This is a genomic window from Paenibacillus sp. FSL K6-2393, assembly GCF_038002545.1.
Classification (GTDB): domain Bacteria; phylum Bacillota; class Bacilli; order Paenibacillales; family Paenibacillaceae; genus Paenibacillus.
The window spans coordinates 5045476-5060581 of the sequence record NZ_JBBOCU010000001.1; the positions used below are offsets into that span (position 1 = coordinate 5045476).

Here is a 15106-nt window from a genome sequence, read left to right on the forward strand (position 1 = left end):
TTCAGGGTTGGGTCAAGCATTCAAAGACAGATCTAAGGTAAGCTACGGCATGAACAAAGAAACCCCAAACACAGGGTACACGTAAACCTTCAAGGCTTACTTGTTCCATACCTTTTCCCATAGCTGAATTTGGACACACGAATCCCCTCATTGCTCAGCCGCTCTGGCTGACTGCGTCATAAAAACGTCTGCAGTTAACTGGGGTTCAATTCATGTGTTTTACTTCATGGGACGTATGGTTACCTCTCATTCATGTGTAGTATCAATTTCTCCGTTATTGTACCAGATCATTGTAAAAAAGCAAAGGGTATATAAATTAAACTAAAGAATACTTACTTACTGGCCACTACGAAAACAGAACAACCTTCTGCTCGCTGTTACCACGGGATTTCCTTTAGCGCAATAAAAAAAGTCCTTGCATCGCAAGGACTCCGGTACTGCTTCGTTAAGCGGGTGATGGGAATCGAACCCACGCTATTAGCTTGGAAGGCTAAAGTTCTACCATTGAACTACACCCGCATGATTGAAGATTTTATTGTTAAGTTCCTTAGGAATTTAACAGTGATTTTACAAATAATAATATACCATGATCCTCTATAGCATGCAAGTCATATTTCCCATTTTTTTTCATTACGCATCCATCAAAAAGAGCAGGAGCACCCTCGCGCCCCCGCTGTTCCCTAGCCTGTAGGCTTATCCACATCTCTCAAAAACTGCTTTTCAAATTCAGCGGCTTTAATCGGTTTACTGAAGAAATAACCCTGTGCCTCGTGACAGTGTTGATTGCGAAGAAAGACCATCTGATCTTCGTTCTCCACGCCCTCAGCTGTCACTTTCAGTTGTAAATGATGCGCCATTGAAGTGATGGTAGATACAATCGCAGCGTTATTGCTGTCTTCCATGACTTCATTCACAAATGAACGGTCAATCTTGAGCCGATCAATCGGCAGATCCTTCAGATAGTGCAACGAGCTGTATCCCGTTCCAAAATCATCAATACTGATATGCACACCAATTTCTTTGATTTTGCGCAACTGTTCGAATGACCGGTCTTTATCAAATGTCATGCTCTCTGTAATCTCCAGTTCAAGCCATACAGGCTCTAGTCCCGTCTCTTTGAGAATGCCATTGATATTGTCCAACAAATGGGAGTGCCTGAATTGTCTCATCGATAGATTCACCGAAACACACAGTTTACGATAACCGGCTTCCTGCCACTGTTTGTTCTGTGCACACGCTTCACGAAGCACCCATTCGCCAAGTGGCACAATGAGCCCACTCTCTTCAGCCAGAGGAATAAATTCCGCCGGAGATACCGAGCCTCGCTGCGGATGCTGCCAACGCACCAAGGCTTCCATGCCAACGATTAGCCCACTTTGCAGATTAACCTGCGGCTGGTAGACCAAGTAAAACTGACCTCGATCCAACGCCTTGCGCAGATCATTCTCAAGCTGCAAGCGCTCCTGTGCCTTCATCTGCATCGCATGGGCAAAACGATTCAGTTCCATTCCTTGTTCCTTGGCACTGTGCAAAGCCGTATCTGCATTCTGAATAATCTCCAGTGGTGACTCCCCATCATGTGGGAAAATGGCCATCCCGATTCCAAGTGTAAGATGATACTCATTGCCATCAACCAAGACGGGCTTCTCAAAAAGTTGCAAAATGGATCTTGTCCGACGCAACGCTGTATCGGTTGAACTGAAATCTGTCATCGTTAATGCAAACTCATCTCTTCCCAATCCAAAGACTTCTTCTCCTGGAAGTGACAGATGTTTCAGTCGTTGACCTACCTGACGCAAAACCCGATTAGCTGCTTGCTGTCCGAGCGAATCATTAATGGTTTTGAACCGATTAATATTCAGGACCAATACACCAACAAGCTGTTCCTGCACCACGGCATCATCCATCATCTTTTTCAACCGCTGGGAAAGGCGACGACGGTTGGGAAGTCCCGTTACATCATCATGATGAGCAATATAGTTCATCTTGGCTTCCGCGACCTGCTGTTGCAGGAAAGGTGTGTCCACAACGGACGTATATAGGCCTTTTTGAATGAAAAAATACGCCATGCAATTACTCAGCAATCCTAATAACAGATTGAGATCGTTCACCCCAGTTGCTGAAACAAAATAACATTCACCAAAAAAGAAACACAGAATGCCACATAGAATGGTTGGTAGATCACCATCTTTGGTTTTTTTCCACTGCACAAACAAAAGAACTGCAATAATGCCATAGAGCAATCCGACCATAAAATGAACTCGGGTGAAGATACCACCAAGCACTTCCCCATCAAGCATACTTGGTAACATGCTCCATTCCTGGATAGCCAGTATGTACAAAATAACAAAGGTACCCAATGTCCCACTGAACAGTAAGAATTTGCGTGGTAATGCAATTTCTTTCTCATTTAAGGTATACACGAGCAGTAAACCTACGGAACATACCAAAGATCCCATGGTTGACATCATTAAGGAGAACTCCGATTCCATCATGGCTCCATTTGGAATCTCTTCTGCAAATGAAACAATATGAACCAGTTCAAACAGACCAATCAATAAAAAGAGTGTTGTCAATAATGTCCTCCGAAGAGTTAGCTTCTGTGTCCGAAACAACCAGCTTTGATTGTAGATGCCGATACAAGCCGCTGCCGCAGCGAATCCACCCAAGAGTGTCAAAACCGGGTAACCCGATATGATCAGATCAGAGCTTGAAGAAGAACGAAACCATTGACTTGCGAGGAAACACAATAAGCCGCACACAGCGACCCAACTTATTTTTCTCTGATCTTGCAGATTAACCTTCATGCCGTGTTTTCCTTCCCGGGATCACCTATCCTGAATTACATTAACCAAACCTAACAACTTACTACACGATTCGACAAAAAAAATATTAACCAACGTTCAATTCACATGCATACACATGCTATCTGGTACATAATAACATTTAATTTTGTATACGTGAACTAAAAAATAGTTACTCCTAGGAATATTTATTCATAAATATAGAGAAAAACAAGGCATTAAGAACTAAAAAAACATGGATCTCCATTTAGAGTCCATGTTTTCCTATTTTACAACTGTATTTCAGACTATATTACTTATCAAAATTCACTTCTGGTGTTGTTAATTTATCATAGAAATCAACAACCTTATCCTTGTCTTCCGATGAGCGAATCGCCATCGCTGAACGTGGATGCTCGTCCAACGCACCTGTAATCATGTAAGGCAGAATGTAACCCCATTCTTCTTTTTCTCTCAGTGGAACCATCAGCTGTTCCAATACACCAAGTACTGGACGCAGATTGTATTTCGTTCCTTTCAGATGAGCTACGAGCAATTCGGTTGGACAGTTTCCTGCCGCACGTCCCATGCCATACACAGAAGCATCAAGCAGTTCGACGCCAAGTTCTGCCGCAACCAATGTGTTAGAAAACGCAAGCTGCATATTATTATGTGTGTGAACACCAAGACGCTTGTTAGGCAAGTGAGTCTTGAACTTCTCTACCAGGTATTTCACATCATTATGGTCCAAGCTACCGTAGGAGTCTACAATGTAAACAACATCCACAGCACTTTCTTTGATCAATTCAAATGCTTCCAGCAACTCATTCTCCATAACATTGGAGAGTGCCATAATATTAAGTGTAGTTTCATATCCACGATCATGGAATGTTTGAACCAGAGCAAGTGCCTTGTCCACATCTTTGCTGTAGCAGGCAACCCGGATCAGATCCAGCATGCTCTCACTGCGAGGCAAGATATCATTTTCGTCCACACGACCTACGTCAACCAGAGCAGACAGTTTGGTATTTCCTTTTTGAGGAATAACTTTACGCAGGAAATCATCGTTCAGGAAACGCCATGGTCCTGCTTCCTCGGCACCTTTAAGCAACTTCGGAGAGTTCTTATATCCAATTTCCATATAATCAACGCCAGCTTCATTCAATCCAGCATACAGCTGTTGAACAAAGTCCACGCTAAAGTCCCAATTATTCACCAATCCGCCATCACGGATCGTACAATCTACAATTTTGCAATGATTTGTCTTCATTAATGTCTGCTCCTTTTCTGACCAACTTGTGTATTCCTCTCATGATACTTGAACGTGACAAGAAAAGTAAAGGGATTCCGGACTTATTTACTTCGATAAGATCTCCAGATTCGGTCAATCTCAACCATATCGGAACGATCGGGAGCTTTCTCTCCATAACGAACGGCATTATACGTATCTGGCAGTCTCGCAGACAGCTCATCTTCTTCTACCTTCACACCATTCTGAATAATGGTCTGTGCAGCCTCCAGCGGAGTATGCGTCCCCTGTATTACCACGCCTCGATGAGCTGCTTTTTCAATCCAAGTCCGATAGTAATACCGAACACGTTCGACATCCTGTGCAGGGGGCGCTTCTTTCTTCCGAAACCAATTCTTTCGGACTTTCGCTGGCGCATCAAGCGTCTCACTGACATCGATATACTCCGTCCGTGGTTCTGCCTTCTTTTCACCGGGTTGTAACATCCCCTTGAATCGGTCCATAAGTCTGTTTATCGTTTTTTGTCCCAACCTCAGAAGCAGCCACAGAATTGCTCCTGCTACAGCACACATCACTACCCATCCGAGGATGTTCCAGAAGACTGAGGGCTCGGATGGCGGCTCTCTCCAGTCATTCGGTATATTTAACTGCTGATTGGGGTTGTCCATTGGTAATCGTGGCTCCTCGCCGGAAATCGGACCAAACCATCCCCTGATCCATGCGAGCAAGCGATCACGTAGCGGTCCCAGCCAGGCAGCCAGACTTGGGAAAGCACCAATCGCGACGATAACAATAAACATCCACATGAACCGCTGATGATTCGCACGTGCAAAATCTCTTAATACCAATCTTCTCTTGCCATCGTTGAGTATTGCCTGATCCAGTTGCAGCATATATCGTCCAACCAGCCAAAAGGCAAAGCTGATCACTCCCGCAATATAAATCCATAGGGTATAGGTTCGTATCGGCTGCATGAATTCCAACGAGTTCGAAGCAATCATAAGCACGATTGCACTGATTACACCCATAATCTGCAAGCGCCATAACAACACAGAATGAAAGACTGGCTGGAAGGTCAGACCTGCATAAGCCGAGATGACTCCACACAGTACCAATGTGATGATATCCGGCAACGGGAGAATGAGGCTCATCCCAACAACGAGTGCAAAGAGAAATCCTATGACGAGTGCCGTTACTCCACGAATGAATGTACTCTTCTCGCTAAAACCTGGAATTTTATGTTGAATGAACTGTCCTAACCAACCTACAAGAATGACCAGGATGAATAATGTGAACGGCAAATGTTCCATTGCGTAGAATGAAGCAAGCGTAAATATCGGAAAAAGGTAGATGCCAGCCATCAAGACGGCAAGCATTGCTATGAGTCCTTTGGTCGTCGCTACCGGTCTGTTCCTCATGCACTCACCGCCTTTGTATTACCCTTCACGTCCTCTACCGGGAGAATCGTTACACGATGTCCTTGTTCGTGCAGACGTACAATCTCGTGCTCCATAGCGGCAGATACATAGGATGTAATCAGCAGATAGCTGCGGATTTGCTGTGCTTCTTCATTCAGACGTACTTCATCATTCAGGAATTGCTCCATGGGCACCATGCATTTCAACTCTGTCTCAGCCATAGCTTCCAGTAACCGTTCCAGATGAGGCGTGCCATAATCCGGCTCAATCCGAAGTGTATCGCGGCCTCCACCCACATGATAACCATTATGGGCGAAGCCTGCCGGCAACCCTCTAACAATGGCATCCACTGCAGCCGTGGCAGCATAACGGAGTGCCCGTTCAATCTTTTCCGGTCGAGTGACTACACTCCACATATCTGCAGATTCTTGAATGTTGACTACAATCCAGGACTGCGGATCAGCTGTCCATCCCTGTTTGTAGACCTGTAATTCACCTGTACGTGCACTCGCTTTCCAGTGGATACGATTCATGGGGTCTCCTGCACCATAAGGCCGAACACCCAGGATCAAGAACGGATCTTCAACGATCCATCGTGATACTTCCACTTCTCCCTGCCATACCTGATAAATTGCAGGAAGATCCTCTGCATTCACTAATGAAGGATACACAATCATAGACATTTGCAAAGGAATCGGTTTGGTGGAACGCCACACGCCAAAGAGATCCCCACCTGTCATCGTTGCTGTATTTAATGGATAAATTCCACGCTGAGTACATGTAAAAGGATGCTTACGCGTAATACGAGTAAACGGTTTTAACGTAAAAATACTCTTATGGTTCTGATAGATTTCGCCTTGGCTAATATCCATACCTGAGCCGGAACGAAATACAAACGACACTGGCATCATCGATTCAAGTCTGAGCCACGGAACAGAGACTCGTTTCTCATTCGATATCGTCTCCACCATCTCAAGTTCATCTCCAGCGTAACAACGCAGCTTGCTGAATTGTCTGCTGTACTTGAGTTTTCGCAGTGCAGGTCGTCCAAACCACACACCATGTATAACTACGACAATGCCTCCAACAAGGACAAGCCATAATAATGCCATAAGATTAACGCCCGCTTGTAGCGAGATTCTCCGTAGGCACTTCTGTCTGATTCAGAAGTTCCTGGATGATACGCTCAGCCAAGCCCTCTTGTTGTCTGATCCGGTTACGGAATACAAGTCGGTGGGCCAGCACAGGTTCCGCCAGCACTTTAATATCATCAGGTAAAACAAAATCTCTGCCATGCAGTGCAGCCCAAGCCTGACTTGCCTTGAGTAATGCCTGAGCCCCTCGTGGACTTACGCCAAGCGAGAGCTCGGGATGTTGCCTTGTCGCTTCGGTTAACTGAATGATATATCGCAGCAAATCTTCGTTGATTTGCACTGTTTTATACGTATCCTGCGCCTTCAAAAGTTCTTCACGACTGATCACTGCCGAGAGATCATCAACTGAACGACTGTCTACCGTACGTCTCAAAATTTCTACACTCTCTTCACTGCTTGGATAACCCATGCGAATTTTCATCATAAAACGATCCATCTGCGCTTCAGGTAGCGGAAAAGTTCCCTGGTTATCTACAGGGTTCTGGGTAGCGATAACGATAAATGGCCGTTCCAGCTGTCTCGTTGAACCGTCGATACTGATCTGGCGCTCTTCCATGCACTCCAGCAAGCTTGATTGTGTACGCGGTGTAGCCCGGTTAATCTCATCAGCAAGTACAAGATTGGCAAACAAGGGGCCGGGTCGGAATTCAAAATCCCCTTCTTTTTGATTAAAAAAATGAATCCCTGTTAAGTCAGAGGGCAGCAAGTCCGGTGTAAACTGTATCCGTTGGAATGTGCAGTCCAATGAAGAGGCTACCGATTTGGCAAGCATCGTTTTCCCGGTACCCGGTACATCCTCCAACAGCACATGTCCTGACGCTATGATGGCTGTCATCACCAGCTCTATGGTATGCTCTTTTCCCACAATCACTTTTCCCACGTGATCCATCAGTTGTTGATTCATTTGTTCCATTCCTTGGATTTCCATCTACATCTCATCCTTCCGTTATGGAGCTTATGTATTCGCATTCATTACTAACTATAACCCTAATTGGCAACATAAAACAAAGGAGTTGGCAAATGGCCAACTCCTTGACTCCCCACTTTTCTCAATATACCAAGGGTAACATAATCATAAACTGCGTGCCTTCGCCCTTTTTGCTATCCACAGAGATGGTGCCTCCATGGTTCTTGATGATTCGGTAACTCACCGAAAGTCCAAGCCCCGTTCCGCTCTCCTTGGTCGTGAAGAATGGATCAAACAGACGTACAAGCGTATTATGGTCCATTCCATGACCGTTATCCGCGATGGAGATCTGCACGAACTTGTTTTCCGTAGCGGTAGATATTCGAATTAAACCCGTATGTTCTTCGCCAACTTCCTCAATGGCATCCATTGCATTTTTCACCATATTCAAAATAACCTGCTTAATCTGTTTGACATCAATGGACACATTCAGCGGGGCATCCCCTTCATCCAGTATGATCTCGCATCCCTTCATCAAACCTTCGCTTTCGGTCAGCAAGACCACCTCTTTGAGCAAAGAGTCGACGGACATCACGGTCTTCTGTGGAGCTGACGGTTTGGAAGAATTCAAAAATTCGTAGATGATGTCATTCGCCCGATCAATCTCCGTCAGTATGATTCGAGCGTACTCGTCTTTGCCGAGCTGCAGCAAATGGGGCCTGAGCAATTGGATGAACCCACGGATTGCAGTCAACGGATTACGAATTTCATGAGCAATAGATGCTGAAATTCGCCCCAGCATCGCAAGTTTGTCATTTTGATAAGCGGTCTGTTCAATTTGTTTATAATCAGATACATCTTTGACGCTGAACAAGAAGTCGCCATCCATCTGATCACCGTACGTCACAGTAACCAGCCAATGCCTTCCGTATTCATCAATCAACTCATGATAGCGCTTACGGTGAAAAATAGTTTCCCGATAGATACGTAAAATTTTCTTTTTCTTGAATCGGCTCATCTGCGGATGATGCAGCATTTGCATCAGGGTGCAGCCGCTCAACAGACTTCTTGGAAGTTCCAACAACTTTGCCATCTGAACGTTAATAAACGTCAATACACCGTGACTGTCAAACAACATTATACCGCTATCCAGATGTTCCAGTACATTCTCGTACTTGTTGTTATCCAGATGCACAGGCGGGAAACCATCCGTTGGTTGAGGCACTGTATCCTGAAATTCACTAATCATGTCAGGTTCCTCCTTTTCACGTAAATGATAAACTTGCCATTCGGACATCATATCATCACAGAAACAGGAAGGGCCGATTTTATTTTTCATTACCGGTGCCCTTTCGTTGGGGGGCTGAGCCGAAAATATGGATGGCATGGCCGGAACTCAAGCTGGTCTATTCCCGGTAACCAACAGTCGATCCGGAAAATCATATACGTTTGTCCCATTCTGACCTTCTCCTATTCCCAAACACGAACATTTTTTTGCTCCGCCTCTTTTGCAAGTCTGTTTTTATCATAGACAAGTTTATAGAAGAGAGTCAATCGGAGAAAGTGTCGAATGGAAATTATTTTAAAAAAAACCTCGAACTAGTTCCAGAATACAGCAAAAAAACGAAGCCGTTTCACCCAATAGGCAAATCAGCTTCGTTTTTAATATCTTTAATTTGTGATATATCCGAGTTCATCTATAGTCCGGTCTTATTATGCTGAATTTTCAGTCTGCGCTGACTCATCACAGCTAATCGACGTTTAAGTTCGCTTTCCCACTTCTCGTCTTTGGTTTCCTTCGCGAGCCTGAGCAAATCCAGAGCCATATCAATCTGGCGCTGCACAATAACCATGGCATCCTCGCTCTCACGGTTTACACAGTTTTCAAAAATCGCATCCTCATCTTCTGTAACATAATCTTGAAAGTCGATCTCAGATGCACCGTCTCCATGCGCATATTCAGCCAGAATTTCATATTCATTTTCCACTTTATAATGCACCTCAACCCGGTGACACACCGGGCAAAACAGCAGGGGAACATTATGAACCTGGGTGCGGTAATGCTTCAGCGTGCCCTTCGTTCCAACCATACTTGCCCCACAACAGTAACTCATTTTTGTTCACCCTCCTTATTACGTGCCGGGACTTTTTTGTTAAAATGCCATCCCGTACACTTCCAGCACTTCCGAAAAGGAATAGTTCCATCAGTGTATCACATTCATGTACAGATTATAAATGCAGAGCACCGGAATATTTACCGGGTTTCCATACCCTATTCGCCTTAAAGGCCATCAATTCCTCTTTCAACAGATAAAAAGAAGACTTTCTTCTAATATATTATTAACACGCTTAGCTGCTTGTTCAAACACTTTTGATTAACTTCGTGATAACTTCCGGCAAAAGGGTGCAAAAAGCCCTCAATCCCTAACGGGATGAGGGCTTGAACAAAAAACGTTCAAGTTAATCTGGCTTACAGGTTATTGTCGCCTGGTTTCCAGTTCATTGCACACAATCCTCCGGATTGCAGTGCTTGCAGTACGCGAAGTGTTTCTTCAACACTACGGCCTACATCGTTGTGGTTAACCACTTGATATTTCAATTCGCCTTCTGGATCGATGATGAACAAGCCGCGCAATGCTACGCCTTCTTCTTCGATCAGAACGCCGTAATCTTTAGCCACTTGCTTCGTGATGTCAGAAGCCAGCGGGAAGTTCAATTGACCCAAACCATTGCTGTCTACTGGTGTGTTGATCCATGCTTTGTGGCTGTGTACGGAGTCTACGCTCACGCCAAGGATTTCTGTATCCAAAGCTTTGAATTGCTCGGAAGCAACGCTCAAAGCTGTAATTTCAGTTGGGCACACAAATGTGAAGTCCAAAGGATAAAAGAAGAATACAAGCCATTTGCCACGATAATCGGACAGTTTAACGGAACCAAAGTCTTGTCCGTCTCCCGATACTGTTTCCATTGCGAAATCCGGTGCTGGTCTACCTACCAAACGTTCTGCCATAACTAAAAATTCCTCCTTTGGGATTATGTAAGCATCCTTGCGGATTGCTCATCATCAAGAAAAACGCGTACGCTTTTCCTGTAATTAAAATGATTTGATACTTGATAACAAGTACAAGTAAAATGTTATCATCCGGACTTCCCAAAGTCAAGATTATAAACATTATTTTTTTATAATCATTATAAATAAGGATTTTTCGTGGCAAAAATGATAAAGGAACAGCCCTCTGTACATTCCATAACTGGAAACAAAGGGCTGCCATGTTGTTGGTAATATAATTACGCCTGTTTCTGTATAGCCGCTACGATCAAATCGCCCATCTCGGTCGTGCTGATCGCTGTGCTCTTGTCTACAGCAATATCACTTGTGCGATGTCCTGCGTTCAATACATCCGACACAGCTGCTTCAATGGCATCTGCACCCTCTGCATAACCAAAGGTTGTGCGGAACATCAACGCCAAAGAAAGAATGGTTGCAATCGGATTAGCGAGGCCTTGACCTGCGATATCTGGTGCAGAACCGTGTACCGGCTCATAGAGTCCGAAGCTGCCTTCTCCCAGTGATGCAGATGCGAGCATACCGATGGAGCCAGTCAGCATCGCTGCTTCATCACTCAAGATATCTCCGAACATGTTTTCCGTTACGATGACATCGAAGCTGGACGGACGACGCAGCAATTGCATCGCGCAGTTGTCTACCAGTACATGCTCCAGTTCAACATCCGGATAATCTGGTGCTACCCGGTTCACGACTTCACGCCAGAGACGGGAAGTTTCCAATACGTTGGCTTTGTCTACAGAAGCCAGCTTTTTGCGACGTCCTTGCGCAATTTCGAATGCCTGACGAACGATCCGCTCCACTTCTGTTACATTATACGCACATGTATCTACTGCCTCTTCGCCCTGTGCACTTTCACGTCTGAACTTCTCACCAAAGTAAATACCACCTGTCAACTCACGTACCACCATCAGATCTGTACCTTCCAGGACTTCAGGCTTCAGAGTTGAAGCATCCTTCAGGCAATCAAATACGACAGCTGGACGCAGGTTGGAGAACAATCCAAGTGCTTTGCGAATACCCAGCAGGCCTGTTTCCGGACGAAGCTCCTTGCTGTTGTTATCCCATTTTGGACCGCCAACTGCTCCAAGCAGGACTGCGTCTGCACTTTTACATACAGTCAGTGTTTCTTCAGGAAGAGGTGTACCCTTCTCATCAATTGCGATTCCGCCAAACAATGCATGCTCTGTCTCAAAACGATAACCGAATACTTCCTCCGTACGTTTAAGAACTTTCTCAGCCTCAGCTACGACTTCAGGGCCGATTCCGTCACCAGCAATAACTGCAATTTTTTTCACATCTGCCATTGGGTTGTCCACTCCTTATATTTCATTCATTAATTATTCATAAAGTAACGTCTCATATTAACTCTCTCTTTTGTATCATATTCCAAGGTCATTTGACCAAGATATACAATCTATGACTTTAATAGATTTTACCTATAAGCTAATAGAGATTAGCCTTTCCAAGTTGTTCTGACCTCCCGGCTGGGTTAAAATATAGCTGAATTCAAATTAGGTACGCAGGAGGGATAAGCAACATGCAATATTCGTATTTGGGTAAATCAGGACTCAAGGTCAGCCGAATCTGTCTCGGTACCATGAATTTCGGGCCTGCTACAGATGAAAAAGAAGCTTTCCGCATTATGGACGCAGCACTTGATGCAGGCGTGAACTTTTTTGATACCGCTAACATCTACGGCTGGGGTGAGAATTCCGGTCTTACCGAAGAAATTATCGGACGCTGGTTCAACCAGGGTGGTGGCAGACGTGAGAAAGTGGTTCTGGCCACCAAAGTCTATGGCTCCATGCATGATGATACAGATGGTCCCAACAACGAAGCTGGCCTCTCCGCCTACAAAATCAGACGGCATCTCGAGGGTTCCCTCCGCCGCTTACAGACCGATCATATCGAACTATACCAGATGCATCATGTAGACCCTGCCATATCGTGGAATGAGCTGTGGGGCGCATTTGAAAATGCCGTTCATCAGGGTAAAATCGGTTATGTAGGATCGAGTAACTTTGCTGCATGGCAGATTGCAATCGCTCAAAGCGAAGCCAAGAATCGTCATTTCCTCGGCCTGGTTTCCGAACAACATAAATATAGCCTCAACTGTCGTTTGCCCGAGTTGGAAGTACTGCCCGCTGCCAAAGAGCTGGGCCTCGGCGTTATTCCATGGAGTCCACTGGATGGTGGTTTATTGGGACGTAACGCTCTGCAGAAGCTGGAAGGAACACGCAGCGGGGGCATCGCTGGACGGATCGAGCAGCAGCAAACTCAGCTTGAAGACTTTGTCGCACTGTGTCGTGATCTCGGTGAACCACAGGATACGGTGGCTTTGGCATGGGTTGCAGCCAATCCGGCAGTGACCGCCCCGATTATCGGACCGCGTACGCTGGAGCAGTTTGAGACCGCACTCAAATGTCTGGACGTGACTTTGGATGAAGCGGTGCTCAAACGTCTGGATGAGATTTTCCCGGGTCCAGGTGGACATGCCCCTAATGCATACGCGTGGTAATAGCTTGATAGCGTAAGCCAATGCAATAGGTAAGCGAAGAAAAGGTTCTGTGTTTCACTGCCATAATTATATAAATCAGCATTTTGCATAATTCGAATTATACCGCTCACGGGTACAAGATATAGACGAACAGAATCATTTCGATCTATATCTTGCTGATTGGAAGACGCTTAGAGGCTTTATGCAAAATGCTTAAATACAAGCAAAAGAGTCTGACCCTCCACAGGAGAGTCAGACTCTTTACGTCCCTCACTGAACGTAACAAAACAAGCCGAACGAATTACGATATCAATTCAAATCAAGATAGATCTTCCTGGCAGCGTACATGTGTCCCAGCTTAAAGTTCAGTTCAATGGGGTTCGTGCTTGCTGCACCAGAGTCTACAGGTTAACGTTTACACGGTTCGTGTATGTTTTACGCTTCTCAATCAATTGATTCAGACCGTCTACATAGGCACGTGCACTTGCACCCAATATATCTGTGCTTACGCCACGTCCTTGTACCGAAACCTGATTTTGAGTCAGCACAACATGTACTTCACCCAATGCATCCTTGCCATGCGTTACCGATTTGATGGAGTAGTCAGACAACGTTACGTCTTCCCCACTCACTTGGTCAATCGCATTGTAGATTGCATCTACCGATCCATTACCCTCTGCTTGCTTCTCAAGCGTATCCCCGTCAAGCGTTGCAATGCGAACTTTGGCTGTTGGTACCGATTCATCTCCGTACGTTACGAAGATCGATTCCAGTTTATACACCTCAGGTGCATCCTGCAATTTCTCTTCAATTACAGCGAGCAGATCTTCGTCAGTAACTTCTTTTTTCTTATCAGCCAGATCTTTGAACTGAGCAAAAGCACGATTCAATGCTTCTTCTTCCAGCTCATATCCCAGATCAATCAACCGTTCACGGAAGGCATGACGACCAGAATGTTTACCCAGTACAAGCTTGCTTTCTTTCAGACCGATGGACTCTGGAGTCATAATTTCGTACGTTGTTTTTTCCTTCAGCATGCCGTCCTGGTGAATGCCGGATTCATGTGCGAAAGCATTTGCGCCAACAATGGCTTTGTTTCCAGGCACAACCATACCTGTCAAACGGCTAACCAAACGACTGGTCCGTGCAATCTCAGACAACTGCAGCGATGTTTTCGCCTGGAAAAATTCCTGACGTGTCTCCAGTGCCATAGCAATTTCCTCGATCGCCGTGTTTCCGGCACGTTCACCAATGCCATTGATCGTACCTTCGATCTGATCGGCTCCGTTGAGAATGGCAGCAAGTGTATTGGCCGTCGCCATACCCAAGTCATTATGACAGTGGGCACTCAGCTGTACCTTTTCAATACCGTGTACATTCTCCTTGAGATGTTTGAAAATGTTTCCGTATTCATATGGGCTCAGGTAACCAACCGTATCCGGAATATTCACGACCGCTGCACCTTCTTCAACAGCCATATTCACCATTTCCACGAGGAAATCATACTCGGTACGACCTGCATCCTCAAGTGAGAATTCAATCTTCGAGAATGTTTTCTTTGCATAACGAATCGCGGAACGAGCTGTATCCAGTACCTGCGCTTTGTCCATGCGCAATTTATGTTGGCGGTGAATAGGTGAAGTTGCCAGGAAAACGTGAATACACGGGTCCTGTGCACCTTTAAGCGCTTCTTTAACCGCATCAATGTCTTGCTCTCTGGAACGGGACAAGCCAATTACAGTCACATTTTTGACCGCATTTGCTACTGCATTGACAGCTGCCAGGTCACCTGGAGATGCCGCCGGGAAACCCGCTTCCATCCGGTCAATGCCAAGCCGCTCGAGCTGATGGGCAATTTCCACCTTTTCACGAGTGTTCAGATTGACTCCCGGGGATTGCTCTCCATCACGCAGCGTTGTGTCAAATACATAGATTTTACGCACGCTTCGCACCTCCTGTACTTGTTATTATATGTTTCTCTGAACCAGCAATAGCGGCTCACGCATAAGCACGGCCGCTATTCCCAGT

The 15106-nt window shown here is 45.4% G+C and carries 11 protein-coding genes and 1 tRNA gene; 1 reads left to right on the forward strand and 11 read right to left on the reverse strand.

Features of this window, described 5'->3' with window-relative positions; genetic code table 11:
* Window positions 1-448: 448 nt before the first annotated feature.
* The 10 genes from MHI14_RS22210 to leuB all read right to left on the reverse strand — a co-directional run bounded on the left by MHI14_RS22210 (window position 449) and on the right by leuB (window position 11885).
* A tRNA-Gly gene (locus MHI14_RS22210) sits at window positions 449-519 on the reverse strand.
* A gap of 161 nt (window positions 520-680) precedes the next feature.
* A complete protein-coding gene (locus tag MHI14_RS22215; protein WP_091032783.1) occupies window positions 681-2807 on the reverse strand; it encodes a bifunctional diguanylate cyclase/phosphodiesterase in 2127 nt (708 codons plus the stop codon).
* A gap of 289 nt (window positions 2808-3096) precedes the next feature.
* Window positions 3097-4053 carry an aldolase catalytic domain-containing protein gene (locus MHI14_RS22220; RefSeq protein ID WP_047842252.1) on the reverse strand — a complete coding sequence of 319 codons (957 nt, stop codon included), beginning with the start codon at window positions 4051-4053 and terminating at the stop codon, window positions 3097-3099.
* A gap of 83 nt (window positions 4054-4136) precedes the next feature.
* Window positions 4137-5450, reverse strand: a complete 1314-nt coding sequence (locus MHI14_RS22225; protein WP_341131208.1) for a DUF4129 domain-containing protein — start codon at window positions 5448-5450, stop codon at window positions 4137-4139.
* Window positions 5447-6562, reverse strand: a complete 1116-nt coding sequence (locus tag MHI14_RS22230) for a DUF58 domain-containing protein (protein WP_341131209.1) — start codon at window positions 6560-6562, stop codon at window positions 5447-5449. Before MHI14_RS22230 ends, MHI14_RS22225 begins: the two co-directional genes overlap by 4 nt.
* A 4-nt stretch (window positions 6563-6566) precedes the next feature.
* The gene (locus tag MHI14_RS22235; RefSeq protein ID WP_341131210.1) at window positions 6567-7532 is read right to left on the reverse strand and encodes an AAA family ATPase; all 966 of its coding nucleotides are present in this window, start codon (window positions 7530-7532) and stop codon (window positions 6567-6569) included.
* 121 nt (window positions 7533-7653) lie between these two features.
* Window positions 7654-8760, reverse strand: coding sequence for a PAS domain-containing sensor histidine kinase (locus MHI14_RS22240; protein ID WP_091032835.1), 1107 nt, complete (start codon window positions 8758-8760; stop codon window positions 7654-7656).
* 448 nt (window positions 8761-9208) lie between these two features.
* On the reverse strand, window positions 9209-9625 hold the full coding sequence (locus tag MHI14_RS22245; RefSeq protein WP_017689649.1) for a hypothetical protein: 417 nt from the start codon (window positions 9623-9625) through the stop codon (window positions 9209-9211).
* A 356-nt stretch (window positions 9626-9981) separates the two neighbouring features.
* The gene (locus MHI14_RS22250) at window positions 9982-10521 is read right to left on the reverse strand and encodes a peroxiredoxin (protein ID WP_091032840.1); all 540 of its coding nucleotides are present in this window, start codon (window positions 10519-10521) and stop codon (window positions 9982-9984) included.
* Between the two features lie 278 nt (window positions 10522-10799).
* Entirely contained in the window at window positions 10800-11885 is a 1086-nt protein-coding gene (leuB, locus tag MHI14_RS22255) for a 3-isopropylmalate dehydrogenase (protein ID WP_133384120.1), read from the reverse strand.
* Between the two features lie 233 nt (window positions 11886-12118).
* Between leuB and MHI14_RS22260 the strand changes: the two genes are divergently transcribed.
* On the forward strand, window positions 12119-13099 hold the full coding sequence (locus tag MHI14_RS22260) for an aldo/keto reductase (RefSeq protein ID WP_341131211.1): 981 nt from the start codon (window positions 12119-12121) through the stop codon (window positions 13097-13099).
* A gap of 380 nt (window positions 13100-13479) precedes the next feature.
* Here the strand turns inward: MHI14_RS22260 and MHI14_RS22265 are convergent, their stop codons facing one another.
* Window positions 13480-15021: a 2-isopropylmalate synthase gene (locus MHI14_RS22265; protein WP_017689653.1), complete on the reverse strand. Its 1542-nt coding sequence runs from the start codon at window positions 15019-15021 to the stop codon at window positions 13480-13482.
* Window positions 15022-15106 lie beyond the last annotated feature (85 nt).